Origin of the sequence: Desulfomarina profundi (genome assembly GCF_019703855.1) — a bacterium.
Lineage (GTDB): Bacteria > Desulfobacterota > Desulfobulbia > Desulfobulbales > Desulfocapsaceae > Desulfomarina > Desulfomarina profundi.
Genome location: NZ_AP024086.1, coordinates 1,446,031 through 1,464,188 on the forward strand (window position 1 = coordinate 1,446,031; position 18,158 = coordinate 1,464,188).

Sequence of the window (18,158 nt, forward strand, 5' to 3'; positions counted from 1 at the left end):
AGGGAAAGAAGATTTATGGGAGGAGAAAATCAGTCCACTGCCGCATAATCTGCTCTCTGTTGAACAGAGAACGAACCCTCTCCTTACCTTTTTCTGCCATCGTCAGACGTCTTTCTTTGTTCCGGAGAAGATCCAGACTCATGGCTGTTATCTGTTCCGGATTTCCGGGAGTTGCCAGTAAGCCATTGACTTCATGTTCTATGATCTCACCGGGACCAAATTCGCAATCAGTTGCTACAGCAGCAATACCCAGGCCCATGGCTTCCACCAGGGCGTTGGGCATACCTTCCCAGTCACTGGTCATAAGGAAAAGATCAGCCTGACGCATGAGAGAAAAGGGATTGGCCGCATATCCCAGCAGACGAACATCATTTTTCAGACTATACCTGTTGATATCCCGCTCGATCTGTGGGCGGAGATACCCATCACCACATATCCATAATTCCACTTGCTGCTGTCGGCGGATTTCAGAAAATGCCCTGATCATCAGATCATACCGCTTTTGTCGATGAAAACGACCAACGGCAATAATGAGTTGTTTTTCCGGAGATCTCAGGCAGGATGGCGGCAAGTTGGATTCTTCTTCCAGGGTCTGGAAGTCAACCGGATTATAAATCACAGTTGTTTTTCCTTTTGACCCTGGGTGTACATCGGCAAGCCCCTGTAACAGGCCTTTGGAATTCACAAGAAACCTGTCCACTGATTGATATGCATACCTGTCCCAGTACATATTGACCCGGTTTCTCCACCAGCTTCTTCCGCCTTTGGCTGGATGATTGCCGATTCTCGCGATCCAGTATGGTGGTTGAACCATTTTTCTGAGTGCGGCTCCAGTCAGCCGATTCACCAGAGCAATATTGCTGATTATTACATCGGGATTGTTCTGTTCTATAACCCTGTGCAGATAGCTTATTTTCTGGAGGTAATTTTTTTTCTTTCCGGCAGGTAATATTGATACGGGGATTTTTTCCGGTAACGGGTAGTCAATCCTGTTTTCAAGCAGGCAGAGGGAGGTATTTATTTTTGAATGATCTATAAAAGAAAGAAGGTTACTGACAAAACGTTCTGCACCGCCTACCCCGAGTCTTCCACTGATGATTAACAGACGCATTGTCTCTCAGTCCTCCTGGAGCAATTGCCTGTAAAGCAGCACATATTCACTGGCTATCGTATTAAAATCATGGTTATTTATAATATATTGCCGCGCAGCTCCGGAAAGACGCTTCCTTAATTCTTCTGAACGTAATACGCGGTTGAGGGCCTTTGCGAACGCCCTTTCAGTTTTTTCATTAACCAGCAACCCTGATGTCTCATCAACTATCAAGTCCCTGACACCATTTGTGTTAAAGGCAACCGGAGCCAGTTGAGCAGACATTGCTTCCAGCAGGGTATTCGGGCATCCTTCGCTGTCATCCTCCGCCGGGAAAGCACATATATCTGCAATTCCTGTAAACTGAGCTGTATCTGATGCTTCGCCGGCAAAAATTACCCTGGATAATTTCAGGGATTCTGCAACTGTCATGATTTCTCTGGTAGTACCGGGGAGCTGATAGTTGCCTCCACCTAGAAGAATTAGCCAGCTCTTCGGAAAATCTTTTTCAATAAAACTCCAGGCGTGGAGAAGAGTGACGTGTCCTTTTCCCGGTTTGAAAAGACTCGCATAAATAACAAGCAGCGCATTTTCGGGAAGATTATGCTTTTTTCTCCATTCACAGCGCTTTTCCTGAGAGTAGGGACGAAATCTTGAAGCATCAACCCCATTGGATATTCGGGCTGTTTTTTCAAGCGGGTATTGAATGCTGAAGAGCTCACTGTCTATTGCTTTGGATAGACTGATAATTACATCTGATTTACGCAAAAAATTCAGAGCGGGTGAGCCAAACAGTTTTTTCTTTAATTCAGGAATACGGCCAGCACTGCTTATTCTCGCCACATTCTTTTTTCGCAGAAGTCGTGCAAATATCGAGCCAAGTGTACCAAGGGCAGCCGCACCGTTGGTATGGATAATGTCATATTCACGCCTTTTTTGAAATAATACCACGAAAAGCTGGGTAATATAGGAGATTGTGGACAGTAAAGATCTGCCTGGTAAACCAACTCTCTTGACCGGGATGCCGTCAACTCTGTTTTCACGGGGGAGTTCTTTTTTCCACCTTCTTGTGAGAATAAAAATCTGACAATGTTGAAGTGTCAGGTGCTGAACCATCTGTCGCAACTGATTCTCCGTTCCTCCCAGAGAGGGGCATAACGATCAATGATCATGACTATCCGAGGATTTTCAGCCATTGTCTGTTTTTCCTGTGGTTGCAAGGAATTCGGAGATTGCACGAGCCATCCACGCGTTACACCATCGCAGTAGAGTGAATTTTTTTGTATAGATTTTATTCTTCTGATACCAGAAGTTCCCGGTTTTGTGATTGTACAGATTTTTCAGGGTCCAGGTCAATATCTGTTCTGCTTTTTTCAAAGAGGAGCTGTTAAAACGCGAGGCTATGGAAAAGGTAATAATTCCCTGGGCGGCGCCATGGATATCATATGGGGTTACTCTGTTATTCATCCATTTTGGTGCACCGTTTTCACAGAATAGATTGTTTTCATAAAATTCCAGACCATTGAGGTACTGTTCCCTGAAATTATCTGTCCCTGTAGTCATCATGTAATCGGCAATACAGTCAAGTATAATCCCGCTGTGGTAATTGTCATGGGTAATATGGGAATCCCCTGGAGGATCAGTATAGTACCAGGCATGGTATGGTGTCTGCCGGTTAATGACCCAATTCATACACCGTGCAGCATCCGCAAGCAGATCTTCATCGTTCAGGGTAGTTCCGGTCAGGGCAAATAGTTTGCCGCACAGGGCGCTGACGTCCATGACCGCCCATGTTACTTTTTTGTCAGGAACATAACTGAAGCAGAGTTCTGTATCCGTATCAGCGATCCTGTTTGGTGACTGCCGGAGGAAAACACATATTCGTTTACAGATATCCAGATATTCCTCTTTCCCGAGGAGTTCCCATGCCCGGAAAAAAGCATACCCTATCCAGCATGTGACAACCCTGTTCGGAAAGTTTGCCGGAGCGAAGAAACCGACATCCTGCCATGGATACTGGTAGCCCCAGGAGATACCGGGAAAGGATGTATTGCCACGCTCTATTAACCATGAAAGCAGATTTTCCGCTTCCTGTCTGTATTCATCTTTCTGCGATTTTGCATACAGGTTCAGATTCGCATGACTGAAGAGGCCAATTCCCTTGGGATTGATGCTCCTGGGGACACCGAAGAGGGGCCTGAGGTTGACTGGAGCACGCATGAGACTCTGGATGGCGAGAAGCCTGGGAATACGACTGCCTCCAAGAAGCCGGGAAAGAAAAGGACTAAGCAGTCCATCGTGTTTGTTGTATCCTCGATATTGATCAGTTTTTGCATTCAGTAAAAGAGTCTGCAGAATTTGATTATTTTTTCTTCTGTTCATGTTCAGATCGTACAATTGTTTTCTGTTCACTGGCAAACTCAGTCTGGTTCAGCTGAATTCATTTTTCTGATATTTATCGATTCAGGTGATATCTGTTTTTGGCGGCTGATATGAACTATGGATAAAGATATCCTCCCATATATGATAGCCAAGGATTTTCCATAAAAGGAAAAAATGCCACCTGAGGTTCCGGTGAGGAGTAGCTGTCATGATTGTATTGATATAATCAAAGTTGAATACTCCACTGTCTTCAACCCGCTCTCTTGTCAGATACTTTCGGGCAAGTGGGACAAGATCTTTTTGTGCCTGGAGGACAGGATTAAAGGTAAATCCCTGTTTCTTTTTTGCAAGAATGTGCTCCGGTATCGTTTCCGCAAGAAGGTTTTTGAGAAAAAGTTTTCGCCTGTTTCTTTTGATTTTCCATGCAACGGGAAGGGAAAAGGCAAATTCAACGATATGTTTGTCAAGAAACGGTACTCTTGACTCAAGGCTTGCTGCCATTGACATGCGATCTTCATTGGCCAGAAAATCATCAACCATTTTGTTTTGAAACTCAAAACGCATAAAACTGTCGGCAAGGGATTCCTGTTGAGGGAAGGAAGTTTCAAAATGTTTATGGACTGGTCTGATGTTGTTATCAAAGAAACCTTTGCGGTAAACAGATCCAAGCAGTTTGCTGTCGTGATCCCAGCCATTCCGGAGCAAAATATAGAGCTTAAGGGGATTGTCAATCTGCCTCAAAAGAGAACTGCCTCTCCGGTGGAGGTCATACTTCAGGTTCTCGTTTAAGCTGCAGAGTGATTGCAAGACTGTTCCCGATGCCCTGAGGGCGTATGAAAAAGGTTTCTTGCGGAACTGGTCAAGAATTGCTCCAATTGCGTAAATATCATATCCGCCAAAAAGTTCATCCCCCCCCAGACCACTGAGAACGACCTTTTGATGTTTTACAGCTTCTTTTGCAAGAATAAAGCCCTGCAGGCAGTTAACCTTTGGCTCTTCCATGTGGTAAACTGCCTCTTTGAACTGATCCAGGGGATTGACATCAAGAGTGATATCCACATGGGTTGTCTTGAAATAATCAGCAATAAGCCTGGCGTCATCATTCTCATCCGTTGGTTCCCCAAATCCCAGGCAGAATGTGTTTATACCTTTTTTCCCGAATTGGCTTGCAAATGCTGTAACAGTTGAAGAGTCAATTCCTCCAGAGAGATAGACCCCGACGGGAACATCGGCGATCATCTGACTGTTGATACTGTCCTGGAAGAGGGTGGTTGCCCGGTCAATGGCATCATTAAAGGTGAGGGTAGTTGCTGCATTGGGCAACTGGTAATGACGGTAAATTCCACCCTGATATTGCCCACAGCACAGGGAACGGAGTTTTTTGTGTGTTGCAGGAATGGAAACATCCCCGGTTTTTTTATGGAGTTCAATATAGCATCCGGGAGGAAGCTTGAAAACATCCTTAAAAAGTGTCAGGGGAGCTGGGGGAAAGCGGATATTAAAAAAAGTGTGCCAGGCGTCCATGTCTGGTCTGGCCTGCCATCCGGGAATTGCAAAAAATGATTTTATTTCCGATGAAAAATAGAGGCAATTGTCATGAATTGTATAAACTAATGGTTTAATACCAAAATGGTCACGTCCGATAATAATAGTTTCATTTTTTTCATCAAAGAGACAGAAGGAGAACATGCCGTTCAGCCTGTCGAACATCCTGAGGCCGTACTCATCATAAAGAGGAAGAAGGATTTCCGTATCGGTACGGGTGGAGAACGGGTACCCCATGCTGCTGTAATGAGATCTCGTTTCCAGGTAATTGTAAAGTTCTCCATTGAGGACCACCCAGTTTTTATTGAGAGGATCCTGTATCGGTTGCTTTCCGCCTTCTATATCAATAATACTGAGGCGTACATTGCCGATAATGCTGTCTGAAAACTGTTGCAAACCTGAACAGTCGGGACCACGATGGACAATGTTCTGTAACATTCCTGCCAGCTGTTTCCTGCTGTTATTTCCTATGATTCCAGCAATACCACACATATCAGGAGGTTATTTTTTCAGAGATTTCATCAAGAATAAATGAACTGACATCAATGCGATCCTGTAATAAACGCTGATGGGCTTTTTTCCTGTCTTCCACGGACGACGGATCGGAAAGTTCCTCCTGGATCAGTGAGTGGACTTTTTTGAGCTGGGAGCATGAAAAATTCCCAACAAGATTGTATAGTTTTTCCTGCTCCAGAGTGTATCCACGCTTGGTATCAGAAATGAATATAGCCTTAGTCCCAAGAACGGCAGCTTCTGAGGCCATGGTGGCACTTTCTCCAACGACAAGACGGGAGCAGGCCAGAATATGGTGTATGTCTTCAATTGCCGCATTCAGTCGTCTTGCCGACAGGTTTTCTGGCAGGGGGGATTCGGAAGAAATATAAACATCTGCAAATTGTTCAAGATGGTCTACCAGCTCCACCTTCTGCTCGATTGAGAGACCTTTTTCACCAGCATCATGTGAGGCCTGCCAGCTGACAAAGCGGACAATTACATAGGGAGCATCAGGATCTATGCCATATTTTTCAACAATCTTTTTGTCAATCTGAAAACGATTCGGGTGGAGATAAGCCAGCTCATGATATCCCGGGTACCGGGTTTCATTACTCCGCTGTTTGCTCAGATAACATTGGGGGGTATAGATCCGGGTTGCCAGAGGATAGGCAAAACAGTTGGTCATCCAGGCATTTTCTGTATCGTAGAAAATCCACCTGGGGATCCGCAGAAGAAAACCGGCCAGAGCAATTGATGGCCCCATGATACCCATCAGCAGATCAGGTTTTTCCCTGCGACATATCACCATTAACCGAAAGGTGCGAACAATCATTTCCCAAAAAAGCATTATTCCATTACGTTGTCTGCTTATAAGATGATAATCCAGATCATATGCCTCAAGCAGATCAATGCTGATTTCCTTTTCGCGGGCAGTGATAATCACCTTGTGACCCAGGTTTTTCAGTTCCATGATCACATTGCGGAAAAAGTGCACATGGGCCGGATGGAGAATATCGATAAGAAAAACTTTTTTATTGTAACTCATAGGTCAGAGAAAATAATAACTGATTAATATCAAACAAAAATGACCATCTTGGAAATGGGTTGTCGCAAGATGCCGGATGTTTGAGTTTTCTTACCACGCTTTACTGTTTGATAACAGCTTTTTGTTTGTTTTCGGGTAGTTTTTGTGGTAGAAAATTTTACTTTGTCGAGCTGATATATTTCGGTCCTGAAACCTTGCAGAATCAAGGAAATTTTTGAAGAAAAAAGTTGGTCAGAGGGAAAAAGTCATGGGAAAAAGAGTTCTCGTCACCGGGGCAGATGGTTTTATCGGCTCACACTTAACTGAAATGCTGGCACAGAAGGGATATCGGGTGAAGGCCCTGGCTCAGTATAATTCCTTTAATGACTGGGGTTGGCTGGAAGAAAGTGAGTTTCTGGAAAAAATAGAGGTAGTGACCGGAGATGTACGGGATCCTTTCTTCTGCAAGGAGATAACAAAAGATATTGATTGTATTTATCATCTTGCAGCTCTTATTGCCATTCCTTACTCATATATTGCTCCGGCAAGTTATGTCGATACAAATATTACCGGCACATTGAATATATGTCAGGCCGCCCTGGAAAATAATGTACCCCGTGTTATTCATACTTCAACAAGTGAGGTATATGGAACGGCCCAATATGTACCCATTGACGAAGAACACCCTCTACAGGCCCAATCTCCATACAGTGCCACGAAAATTGCGGCGGATGCTATGGCAATCAGTTTTTATAATGCATTCAATCTTCCCGTGATTATTGTCAGGCCATTTAATACCTATGGTCCCAGGCAGTCTGTCAGAGCTGTAATCCCTACAATCATTACCCAGATCGCTGCGGGAAAGAAAATTATCAGGCTGGGAGATCTTTCCCCCACCAGAGATTTCAATTATGTGGAGGATACCTGCAGAGGATTCATGGCTCTTGCGGAATGTGATTCCGCTGTGGGACAGGTGATCAATATCGGGTCCAATTTTGAGATATCCATTGCTGATACGTTAAACCTTATCAAGGAACTGATGGACAGTGATGTCATTTTTCAAACTGAAAAAGAGAGAGTGCGACCTGAAAAATCAGAAGTTTTCAGACTCTGGTGTGATAACAGTAAAATAAGGGAGTTGACCGGATTCCAACCAGAAGTGTCGATCCGGGAAGGACTGCAGCGCACTATAACCTGGCTCTCCCGACCAGAAAATCTGAAAAAATTTAAAACTGATATATATAATGTTTAAGAGTTTCGTTGATTGTGTTCGAGATATTTATCGATGTGATGCTTTTATTCCTCTCCATGAACCGAGGTTTACCGGCAGAGAAAAAGAGTATGTCATGGAGACAATCAATTCCACTTTTGTCTCAAGTGTTGGAAGCTTTGTGGAGAAGTTTGAACGGCTGGTTGCAGATTATACCGGTTGCAGGTACGCTGTAGCCACGGTGAATGGCACAGCCGCGTTGCATATGTCTCTTCTGCTGGCGGATGTCGGTCAGAATGATGAGGTGATTACCCAGTCGCTGACCTTTGCTGCCACCTGTGCTGCCATACGATATTGCGGTGCGAATCCTGTCTTTGTAGATGTGGACAGGACCTCTCTGGGACTGTCACCGGAAAGTCTTCTTGAATTTCTACATGAAAACACAGAGAAGGACCGGAGGGGGTTGTGTCGCAACAGACAAAGCGGCAAAATAATAAGGGCATGTGTACCTATGCATACTTTTGGTCATCCTGCCCGGCTAACTGAAATTGCTGAAATCTGCAGTGAGTATAATCTGGTTTTGATTGAAGATGCGGCTGAATCACTTGGCAGTATGTATAAGAATAGACATACTGGCAGATTCGGGAAAATGTCTGTTTTCAGCTTTAATGGGAATAAAATTATTACTACCGGTGGTGGTGGAATGATTGTTACAGATGATGAATCCCTGGCTGTCAGGGCAAAGCATCTGACAACCACTGCCAAAAAAAAACACCCGTGGCTCTATGAACATGATGAAGTGGGGTTTAACTATCGCATGCCCAATCTAAATGCTGCCCTTGGTTGTGCCCAGATGGAACAATTGAAAAATTTTGTCATCAGAAAGAGGGAACTTGCCTCTGAATACACAACATGGGCTGGGCAGCAACGTGTTGAACTGGTTACTGAACCTGTTGATGCTTACTCTAATTACTGGCTCAATGCGCTATTGCTTAAGGACAGAAACGAGAGGGATTCGTTTCTTGAATTTACTAACGGTAATGGAGTAATGACCCGGCCGGTATGGAAGCCGCTTCATACTCTTCCCATGTATAAGCGTGATTTTTCCAGAAACCTGCAGAATACTAACTGGCTTGCAGAGAGATTGGTCAATATTCCCAGCAGTGTGGTCCTTAATGACGAATAAAAGAAAAATATGTGTGATGACGGGGACGCGTGCGGAATATGGCCTGTTGGTTCCCCTGCTGAAAAAGATTCAGAACTCAGAAAAACTGAAGCTTCAGCTCATTGTTACCGGTACTCACCTTTCTCCTGAGTTTGGCTTGACCTATAAGGAAATTCCTGTTGATGGCTTTGGGATTGACAGGAAAATTGAAATGCTGCTCTCTTCAGATTCTCCTGTTGGAATCGGCAAGTCCATGGGGGTTGCACAAATTGGTTTTGCTGACGCGTTTGAGGATCTTAAGCCGGACATGCTGGTAGTTCTCGGAGACAGGTTTGAAATTCTGTCTGCCGTGTCAACGGCTCTCATTTTCAGAATCCCTGTGGCTCACATCCACGGTGGAGAATTGACGGAGGGTGCGGTTGATGATGCGATCCGGCATGCGGTGAGTAAGATGTCACATCTGCATTTTACAGCAACTGATTCTTACAGAAACAGGGTTATTCAACTGGGAGAACAACCTGACACTGTATATCGGGTAGGTGCCCTTGGTCTGGAAAATATAAACAATATTGATTTACTCGAAAGAGAGGAATTTGAAAAAAGCATAGATTTTAAACTTGGGGAAAAAAATCTTCTTGTCACTTTTCATCCGGAAACTCTCGGGGAAAATTCGGTCGGTAAACAGTTTGGAGAACTGCTTGATGCACTGGACTCTCTAGACGACACAAAAATTATTTTCACCAAGCCCAATGCTGATACGGATGGTAGAATCATCATTCAAATGATCGATGAGTATGTAAAAAAGAACCGGGAAAACACCAGGGCTTTTTCTTCTCTCGGACAGGTTCGATTTCTTTCAGCTCTGCAGTTTATGGATGGTGTCGTTGGGAATTCTTCAAGTGGTATCATTGAAGTGCCGAGTTTTGGCATAGGTACTGTAAATATTGGTGACCGGCAGAAAGGCCGACTGTTTGCCGAAAGTGTCATTTCGTGCAGACCGGAGAGAAAGGATATTGAGAAAGCACTTGAGCAGCTGTACAAAAAAGAGTTCAGGGAATCGTTAAATACCATTACCAATCCCTATATGGGAAAAGACGTTTCCCGAAAGATTGTGACGGTTATTGAAGAGTATAATTGGGAAAAATCCTTGAAAAAAAGTTTTTATGATATCGAATTTTCATAGAAAAAGTATAGCTGTATTCAATGATTCAGTCTTTTATGTCTTTGAGGTGCAACAGAGAAATGAAAATCTCAATTGCAGCAAAACGATCTTTGGTGTCGTGATTTCCAGATAATTCCATGAAGACTTTTATTATTGCAGAAGCCGGTGTTAATCATAACGGCAGCAGAAAACTGGCAATGAAACTTGTTGATATTGCCGTCGACGCTCAGGCCGATGCCATAAAATTCCAGACTTTCCGTGCGCAAGGGGTAGTGACGAGAAAGGCCGCCAGGGCCGACTATCAGGAAAAGAATTGTGATGAAAGGGAAAGCCAGTTCGAGATGTTGAAGAAACTGGAACTCAGTTACGACCTCCACTTTGAACTGGCAGCGTACTGTAAAAAGAAAAAAATTATATTTTTATCCACTGCTTTTGACAGACCCAGTCTGGATTTTCTCGTCAATGAAATTAATTTGCCGGTTTTAAAAATCCCTTCCGGAGAAATAACAAATGGTCCTTTTCTGCTGGAACATGCACGTACCGGTAAAAAGTTGATCCTGTCCACCGGCATGTCCACCCTGGAGGAAGTAAAAAAAGCATTAGAAATATTAGCTTTCGGATTAATAAATGACCCTGACATACCCCCTTCCTACGATGCCTTTAAAACAGCTTTTCAGTCGCAAAACGGTCAGGAATTACTTAAGAAAAAAGTCACACTGCTTCACTGTACAACTGAGTATCCGGCTGAAGAGGATGAAATTAATCTTCTTGCGATGAAAACACTTGTTAAGACTTTCGGTCTTCCAGCCGGATATTCAGACCACAGTCGTGGGATTTTTATCCCGTCGCTGGCAGTTGCCCTGGGAGCTGCAGTTATTGAAAAGCACTTTACGCTGGACAAGAACCTTTCCGGTCCAGACCACAGGGCCTCTCTGAATCCTTCGGAATTAAAGGACATGGTAAAAAAAATAAGGCTTGCAGAACTGGTTCTTGGAAATGGAGAAAAAATCCCGGGCAAGCGGGAGAAAAAAAACCTGTCTGTTGTCCGCCGGAGTCTGGTTGCTGCCAGAGATATTACCGCCGGGGAGTGTTTCAGTGTCGATAATCTGACGGCCAGAAGGCCTGGAACAGGAATGAGTCCTATGGAATATTGGAAGATCCTGGGAACTCGATCGCCGAGGTCTTATTTTGAGGATGAGGTGATTCTTTGAGTAAAGAGAGAGATAAACCTGTTGTCCTGCTTGGTTCTGGCGGCCATGCCAGGGTGTTGATTGATGCTCTCAGGGCTGACAATCGTCTTATTTACGGGGTGTTGACACCGGAATACAAGGCAGGAAGTGTTTTTCGGGGAATAACTGTACTTGGAGATGATGAAACCTGCGAAGAATTAAATCCGGAAGAAGTTGACCTGGTTAACGGCATTGGTTCTCTTCCCGGTATGAATCTGAGATGGCAATTGACGGAGAAATTCACAAGAAAAGGGTTTCGTTTTGCAAGTGTTATTCACCCCCGGGCTGTTTTAGCCGGGGATGTTAAATTGCATGTGGGAACACAGGTCATGGCTGGATGTATTGTACAGACCGGAGTCGAAATAGGAAGGGATTCAATCATCAATACCGGTACTGTTGTTGATCATGACTGCAGGATTGGTAACTGTTGTCATGTCGCGCCCGGTTGCACCTTGAGTGGAGGGGTTCAACTTGGGAAGGAGGTTCATCTCGGCACAGGAAGTACTGTTATCCAGAATATATCCATTGGGAATGGTGTCGTAGTGGGAGCAGGAAGTGTAATTTTCAAAAATATCCCATCTGGCGTCAAGGTGATCCAGTCAAAGGTAATCAAGAAGAACTGATAATATAATGAGTGATTGGAAAAAAACCTGTCTTGGTCCGAACGCTCCCCTGGTAGAAGCCATTCAGGTTCTCAGCCAGGGTGCCATGCGAATTGTTCTTGTGGTCGATCAGAAAAACAGATTGCTTGGGACCGTTACTGACGGAGATATTCGTCGTGCCCTTATACGTCACTGTGCCATGGATACGCCTGTTGCTCAATTCATGAGCAGAAACCCAACTGTGGCCTCTGTAAAGGATGATCGCAATCATATCCTTTTGTTAATGCAGCGAAGGGATATACTGCAGATTCCCCTCGTCGACAGCGAGAATGTTGTTGTTGGCCTTGAAACATTTCAGGGACTGAACAAAAGGCCATTTTATGAAAATCCAGTTTTTCTCATGGCAGGAGGGTTTGGAAAAAGACTGAGACCTCTTACGCTGGATACGCCAAAACCGCTGCTGAAAGTCGGCAAAAAACCTATTCTTGAAAATATACTGGAACAATTTATTGAGTGTGGGTTTCATAATTTTTTTATCTCCACCCATTATAAAGCGAAAATGCTTAAAGACTATTTTGGTGATGGTGAAAAGTGGAATGTTTCAATACGTTATGTTTACGAAGAAGAGCCATGCGGCACTGCAGGTGCTCTCGGATTGCTGCCGGAAGATTTGCCACAGCTTCCGGTTATCGTAATGAATGGTGATTTACTGACCAAGGTAAACTTTGAACATTTGCTGGAGTTTCATAATGAATCCGAAGGAATCGCAACCATGTGTGTCAGGGAATACGATTTCCAGGTACCTTACGGTGTTGTCAAGGCCAGGGACAATAAAATGATCGGGATTGAGGAAAAACCAATCCATAAATTTTTTGTAAATGCAGGAATCTATGTTCTCGATCTGGAAATTGTTCGGAGTGTAGAAGGGGGCAAATATCTTGATATGCCAGATCTACTGGAAACATGTGTGGATAGAGGAGACACGGTGACCATGTTCCCCATACATGAATTCTGGCTGGATATTGGTAATATGCCTGACTATAAAAGGGCGAACAGCGAAGACTTTATTGTTCAGAATGGTTATTGATTCGACAGAAAAACATTTTCTTGTTGTTGGTTTCGGCAGTATCGGCAGAAGACATGTCCGCAATTTGAAGACATTGTTCTCAGATTGCAGGGTTACAGTGTTGAGGCATGGAGATGGCTGCAGAGAATCAAAACGGTTATATCAGGAAGGCGCAAACAATTGTATTGACAGCCTGAATGATGTATTGCAACTGGAATTGACTGCAGCAATTATTGCAAATCCTGCCTCCCTTCACCTTCAGACAGCTGAGATACTCGCAGAAAAAAACATCCCGATTTTTATTGAAAAACCGTTTTCCCATTCAACTGAAGGACTGTCGGACTTTATTAACCACTGTGCTGAAAAAAAGATCGTGTTGATGGTAGGCTATAACCTGCGCTTTACTCCATCACTGCAAAAATTCCGACAATTGCTTTCAGAAAAGATTATCGGTCGGATTCTCTCTGTCAGAAGTGAAGTGGGTCAGTATCTACCTTCCTGGAGACCTGCTCAGAAATACCAGGATACTGTTTCAGCACAAAAAGCACTAGGCGGAGGAGTACTGCTTGAGTTAAGTCATGAAATTGATTATTTAGTATGGCTTTTCGGATATGCAGATTCTGTCACGGCTGCCATAAGTCGACAGAGTGATCTTGAAATAGATGTTGAGGATACAGCCCATGTTCTTTTAAATTTTTCCTCACACAATAAAGAAAAAAAACTGCCGGCTGTATTAACCATGGATTTTGTCCGCCACGATACAACAAGGACCTGCACGGTAGTTGGAACTGAAGGAACACTCCGCTGGGATGGTATAAACAGGTCTGTGGATATATTTGAAAGGGCAGCAGACAGCTGGAAAAATATCTATCATGATGAAAATGACAGTAACGCTTCGTATCTTGAAGAATTGCGATATTTTGCAGATGGATTGGACACTGAGGACAGCACTGCACTTACAACCTCTGTTCTTGAAGCAAAACATGTAGTTGAAATTGTCGAAGCTGCAAAAAAATCTTCAGCGCTCAAAAGAATGGTGGAATTGCAAGTTGGAAAATAAATTGAAAAAATATCCTGCCCTTATCTGTGCAAGAGGTGGCTCCAAAGGGGTTCCAGGAAAAAATATCCGGAAGCTGGCCGGTATTCCTCTTATAGGGCATGCGATTTTAAAAGCTATGGAAGTTGAGAATATTTCGGAAGTTTTTGTCTCCACTGACTCAGATGAAATAGCAGAGGTTGCAAGAAAATATGGTGCTATTGTTCCTTTCAGGCGGCCTGAGTACCTTGCGGAGGACGACAGTCCTGAATGGAAGGTGTGGCAGCATGCCGTGCGATATCTCCAGGATAACTATGGTAAGCCTTTTTTCGGTATGGTTGTGATTCCCGCAACGGCTCCCTTGAGAAGTGCTGAAGATATCAGGAGATGTGTCGAAACTTTTGAAGAAAATGATTGTGATTGTGTAATTACAGTGACTGAAGCACATCGCAGTCCATATTTCAACATGGTCCTTACAACGGAAGATGGTTACAGCCACCTGGTGATAGAAAGGGAGGAACATGTATTTCGGCGACAGGATGTGCCGGTTGTTTACGATATGACGACTGTTGCCTATGTTGTTCACCCTGAGTTCGTGTTATCCGCTGAAAATATTTTTTCAGGTAAAGTTAAACATGTTGTTATTCCAGTGGAACGGGCACTTGATATTGATACGGAACTCGATTTCAAGATCGCCGAGTTTCTCTTGAAATCAGTTGGGGAAAAGTGAAAATGCGCACGGTAAATGAACTGATGAACCTGGAAGGCAGGAAGGCATTAATTACCGGTGCAACCGGATGTATCGGCTCTGTTATTTCCGACACTCTTGGGGAACTTGGCTGTGAGCTTATTCTTGTTGACAGACCGGGGTCTGATTTTGAAAAACTTAAAACCAGGTTGAAGAAAAGCTGGAACAGCACTGTATTTCAGAGAGAATGTGATCTTGAAAGCGAAAAACAGCCTGGTGATCTATTGGAATGGTTGAGAAACAGATTTGAAAAGATTGATATATTAATTAATAATGCCGCCTTTGTCGGTGAATCTTCGCTTGGTGGATGGGTCACTGCTTTTGAAGAACAGAGTGTAAATACCTGGAGAAGAGCGCTGGAGGTCAACCTTACTGCGGTGTTCGAACTGGTTCAGGGGTGTTCGCCTCTCATGCATACAGGTCATGGGTCTGTTATAAATATATCATCGATATATGGTATGCTGGGACCTGATTTTACCCTGTATGACAATACTGCCATGGGAAACCCGGCAGCCTATGCTGCGTCAAAAGGAGGTCTTCTCCAGTTGACCCGCTGGCTGTCAACGGCTTTGGCACCTGAAATCCGGGTAAATGCTATTTCACCCGGGGGTGTATTCAGAAATCAGCCAGAAGAGTTTGTGCGGCGGTATGAAAAAAGAACACCTCTGGCTCGTATGGCAACTGAAGAAGATTTCAAGGGAGCAATTGCCTATCTGGCCAGCGATCTTTCGTCCTACTGTACCGGACATAACCTCGTAGTCGATGGCGGTTGGGCAATCTGGTAGAAACTAAAAGGATTAATATATGAGTAAAAAGGTTTTCTGGTGTAAAAACTGTTTGAACATGTCAACCCGCCCACGTATCGTTTTTGATGAGAGGGGGTGGTGTAATGCCTGTGTCTGGGCGGAACAGAAAAAGAAGATGGACTGGTCGGTGAGGGAAAAGGAACTTCTGCAGATTCTGGACCGTTACCGTGCGGATGATGGCAGTTTTGACTGCATGGTTCCGGTCAGCGGTGGAAAAGATGGTTCCTATGTTTCGTATATGCTGAAACATAAATACAATATGAATCCTCTTGCCATTACCATTACCCCTGCTCTTTCTCTGGAACTGGGTAACAGGAATCTGAAAAATTATATTGAAAGCGGCTATAATCATATCCAGATCAATCCGGATTTTGAAGCCATGCGCATTTTAAACAAAACCGGATTTATTGAAAAAGGATTTCCATATTACGGCTGGTTGATTGCTATTCAGGCAGCGCCCGTTCGTATGACTCTCAATATGGGTATTTCCCTTATTTTTTATGGTGAGGACGGTGAAGTTGAATATGGCGGAACAACAACCACCCGCACCAATCCCATGTATGATCCACAGTATATGCGGGATATTTATCTGGAGGGTGGACATGAAAAGGTATTGAAAGCTTCTGGACTGAAAAAATCCCAATTGAATTTTTTCCAGTTTCCGACGGAAGAAGAGTTAAAGGATAAAGATTTGAATATTGCCCACTGGTCTTATTTTGAATCATGGGATCCCTACAGGAATTATCTGGTAGCAAAAGAACATTGTGGCCTTGAAGAGGCTGAGGAAACCAATTCAGGTACTTTCACTAATTTTGCACAGAACGATCAGGCACTCTATGCACTCCATACCTACATGATGTATCTGAAATTCGGTTTTGGTCGTGGGACGCAGGATGCAGGTATCGAAATCAGAAGGGGGTCAATGACCAGGGAACAGGCTGTAAACCTGGTGCGACTGTACGATGGTCAATATCCTGAAGAATTTATCGAGCTTTATTTAGACTATTACCAGATGAGTCAAAAAGAATTTGATGATGTTCTGGATTTCTGGGTAAACAAGGAACTTTTCAGAAAAATTGACGGACGATGGGAACCTCTCTTCACTGTTGAGTGATGGTGCTATGGGAAAAGATGTAGCGGTCATTGATTATGGTGCCGGAAATGTCTGGTCTGTCTTGAATGCCTTTAAATACTTGGGGGCCACTCCCAGGCTTGTTGATGATCCTGAGCAGGTATTGACGGCTGATTTTCTTGTGTTGCCCGGGGTCGGCTCATTCAGACAGGGGATGAACCGGTTGAGAGAGTATGGGATAGACAAGGCCCTCCAGGAAGCTGTCGGAGAAAAAGGAAAAAAAATTTTAGGTATTTGCCTGGGTATGCAGTTATTGGGAGGATATGGAACCGAAGATGGTTATACGGAAGGACTTGGACTCGTTTCTCATGGTGTGGAACCATTTGCAAAAGAAGAAGTTAACGGCAGGAAAATTCCACATGTAGGATTTAACTCTGTACTTTTTAAAAAAACTGATGGTTTGTTCCGCGGCCTCGGTCCCCAAGCTGATTTTTATTTCGTCCATTCATACAGAATGCTTCCTGAAGGATCAGACCCGGTGTTTGCCCGGGGAATTTGTTCTTACGGTATTGATTTTCTGGCCGCATTTGAAAAAGATAATGTCTGTGGCACTCAGTTTCATCCTGAAAAAAGTCAGACTAATGGGTTGATATTGCTGCAAAACTTTCTCAATTCCTGAATTGGTTTCTTCGACGGCAAATTCAATTTGATATTAGAAGAGAATGTTAAAAAAACGAGTCATCTTTGCACTGCTGTACAACAATGGAAATTTTATGCTCAGTCGTAATTTCAGATTGCAGAAGGTTGGAGATCTGAATTGGCTGAGGAATAATTACAATTTTTCACAAATTGCCTTTTCCATAGACGAGTTGATTATTCTGGATGTGACCAGGGGGAAGCGTGATTTTGATCGTTTTTGTGTGCATGTAAAGGCACTTACGGAAAACTGCTTCATCCCGATTACAGCAGGCGGCGGTATCACTCAAGCTGATGACGCCGTAAAATTGCTCAGGTCAGGTGCAGATAAGGTAATAGTGAACAGTATTGTTCAGGAAAATCCAGGTGTACTGTCAGATATTGCCCGGCAATTTGGACGACAGTGTATTGTTGTTTCAGTTGATGTAAAAATGATTGATAATCAGGCAACAATATGGATAGAGAACGGTGAAAAAAAATCAGAGAATGTCCTTGAAAAGTGGTTTGAAATTACGAGTCGACTGCCCTTTGGAGAATTGTATCTTAATTCGATGGACAGGGACGGTACGGGGCAGGGATTTCTTTTAAGTCTGTTGGATTATCTACCACAATCCTATGATGTACCGGTCATTATTGCCGGAGGAGCCGGAAACTATAAACACCTTGCCGAGGGGTTGGAAGATGAAAGAGTTGATGCTGTCGCAACAGCCCATCTCTTTAATTTTGTTGGCAACGGCCTTGAAGAAGCTCGCAGCAAACTCTTGGATGAAGGTTTTTTTCTTGCAAAATGGGAAAAGAGATTTGGTTTGCTGCAACAGGGGACTGACTGA

17 protein-coding genes are annotated in these 18,158 nt (G+C 43.8%); 12 read left to right on the top strand and 5 right to left on the bottom strand.

The genetic code is table 11. The annotated features are described in order from the left end of the window. Positions 1 to 13 precede the first annotated feature (13 nt). From LO777_RS06730 to LO777_RS06750, 5 genes are all read right to left on the bottom strand, one after another. A complete protein-coding gene (locus tag LO777_RS06730; RefSeq protein WP_228856758.1) occupies positions 14 to 1,111 on the bottom strand; it encodes a glycosyltransferase in 1,098 nt (365 codons plus the stop codon). A 6-nt stretch (positions 1,112 to 1,117) separates the two neighbouring features. Then, positions 1,118 to 2,206 (bottom strand): glycosyltransferase, encoded by a 1,089-nt coding sequence (locus LO777_RS06735; protein WP_228857345.1) that lies wholly within the window; start codon positions 2,204 to 2,206, stop codon positions 1,118 to 1,120. Between the two features lie 72 nt (positions 2,207 to 2,278). Next, positions 2,279 to 3,472 (bottom strand): hypothetical protein, encoded by a 1,194-nt coding sequence (locus tag LO777_RS06740; RefSeq protein ID WP_228856759.1) that lies wholly within the window; start codon positions 3,470 to 3,472, stop codon positions 2,279 to 2,281. A gap of 81 nt (positions 3,473 to 3,553) precedes the next feature. After that, a complete protein-coding gene (asnB, locus tag LO777_RS06745; protein ID WP_268907524.1) occupies positions 3,554 to 5,509 on the bottom strand; it encodes an asparagine synthase (glutamine-hydrolyzing) in 1,956 nt (651 codons plus the stop codon). Between the two features lies 1 nt (position 5,510). Continuing rightward, complete coding sequence (locus tag LO777_RS06750) at positions 5,511 to 6,557, bottom strand: DUF354 domain-containing protein (RefSeq protein WP_228856761.1); 1,047 nt, start codon at positions 6,555 to 6,557, stop codon at positions 5,511 to 5,513. Positions 6,558 to 6,804: 247 nt separating this feature from the next. Here LO777_RS06750 and LO777_RS06755 point away from each other — a divergent pair, with 247 nt between their 5' ends. The 12 genes from LO777_RS06755 to LO777_RS06810 all read left to right on the top strand — a co-directional run bounded on the left by LO777_RS06755 (position 6,805) and on the right by LO777_RS06810 (position 18,158). Next, the gene (locus LO777_RS06755) at positions 6,805 to 7,788 is read left to right on the top strand and encodes an NAD-dependent 4,6-dehydratase LegB (RefSeq protein WP_228856762.1); all 984 of its coding nucleotides are present in this window, start codon (positions 6,805 to 6,807) and stop codon (positions 7,786 to 7,788) included. Beyond that, positions 7,781 to 8,932, top strand: a complete 1,152-nt coding sequence (locus tag LO777_RS06760; RefSeq protein ID WP_228856763.1) for a LegC family aminotransferase — start codon at positions 7,781 to 7,783, stop codon at positions 8,930 to 8,932. The genes LO777_RS06755 and LO777_RS06760 overlap by 8 nt, the downstream gene beginning before the upstream one ends. After that, on the top strand, positions 8,922 to 10,094 hold the full coding sequence (neuC, locus tag LO777_RS06765; RefSeq protein ID WP_268907525.1) for a UDP-N-acetylglucosamine 2-epimerase: 1,173 nt from the start codon (positions 8,922 to 8,924) through the stop codon (positions 10,092 to 10,094). The genes LO777_RS06760 and neuC overlap by 11 nt, the downstream gene beginning before the upstream one ends. 116 nt (positions 10,095 to 10,210) lie before the next feature. Further along, positions 10,211 to 11,284 carry an N-acetylneuraminate synthase gene (gene neuB, locus LO777_RS06770; protein WP_228856765.1) on the top strand — a complete coding sequence of 358 codons (1,074 nt, stop codon included), beginning with the start codon at positions 10,211 to 10,213 and terminating at the stop codon, positions 11,282 to 11,284. Beyond that, positions 11,281 to 11,925, top strand: a complete 645-nt coding sequence (locus LO777_RS06775; protein ID WP_228856766.1) for an acetyltransferase — start codon at positions 11,281 to 11,283, stop codon at positions 11,923 to 11,925. The genes neuB and LO777_RS06775 overlap by 4 nt, the downstream gene beginning before the upstream one ends. A 4-nt stretch (positions 11,926 to 11,929) precedes the next feature. Further along, on the top strand, positions 11,930 to 12,991 hold the full coding sequence (locus LO777_RS06780; protein WP_407929129.1) for a nucleotidyltransferase family protein: 1,062 nt from the start codon (positions 11,930 to 11,932) through the stop codon (positions 12,989 to 12,991). Continuing rightward, on the top strand, positions 12,981 to 14,030 hold the full coding sequence (locus LO777_RS06785) for a Gfo/Idh/MocA family protein (RefSeq protein WP_228856768.1): 1,050 nt from the start codon (positions 12,981 to 12,983) through the stop codon (positions 14,028 to 14,030). Before LO777_RS06780 ends, LO777_RS06785 begins: the two co-directional genes overlap by 11 nt. A 1-nt stretch (position 14,031) precedes the next feature. Then, entirely contained in the window at positions 14,032 to 14,736 is a 705-nt protein-coding gene (locus LO777_RS06790) for an acylneuraminate cytidylyltransferase family protein (RefSeq protein WP_228856769.1), read from the top strand. Positions 14,737 to 14,738: 2 nt separating this feature from the next. Continuing rightward, positions 14,739 to 15,539: an SDR family oxidoreductase gene (locus LO777_RS06795; RefSeq protein WP_228856770.1), complete on the top strand. Its 801-nt coding sequence runs from the start codon at positions 14,739 to 14,741 to the stop codon at positions 15,537 to 15,539. Positions 15,540 to 15,558: 19 nt separating this feature from the next. Beyond that, positions 15,559 to 16,674 carry an N-acetyl sugar amidotransferase gene (locus tag LO777_RS06800; RefSeq protein ID WP_228856771.1) on the top strand — a complete coding sequence of 372 codons (1,116 nt, stop codon included), beginning with the start codon at positions 15,559 to 15,561 and terminating at the stop codon, positions 16,672 to 16,674. Next, positions 16,637 to 17,311 carry an imidazole glycerol phosphate synthase subunit HisH gene (gene hisH / locus LO777_RS06805; protein WP_228856772.1) on the top strand — a complete coding sequence of 225 codons (675 nt, stop codon included), beginning with the start codon at positions 16,637 to 16,639 and terminating at the stop codon, positions 17,309 to 17,311. Before LO777_RS06800 ends, hisH begins: the two co-directional genes overlap by 38 nt. A 43-nt stretch (positions 17,312 to 17,354) precedes the next feature. Then, positions 17,355 to 18,158: a HisA/HisF-related TIM barrel protein gene (locus LO777_RS06810; RefSeq protein ID WP_228856773.1), complete on the top strand. Its 804-nt coding sequence runs from the start codon at positions 17,355 to 17,357 to the stop codon at positions 18,156 to 18,158.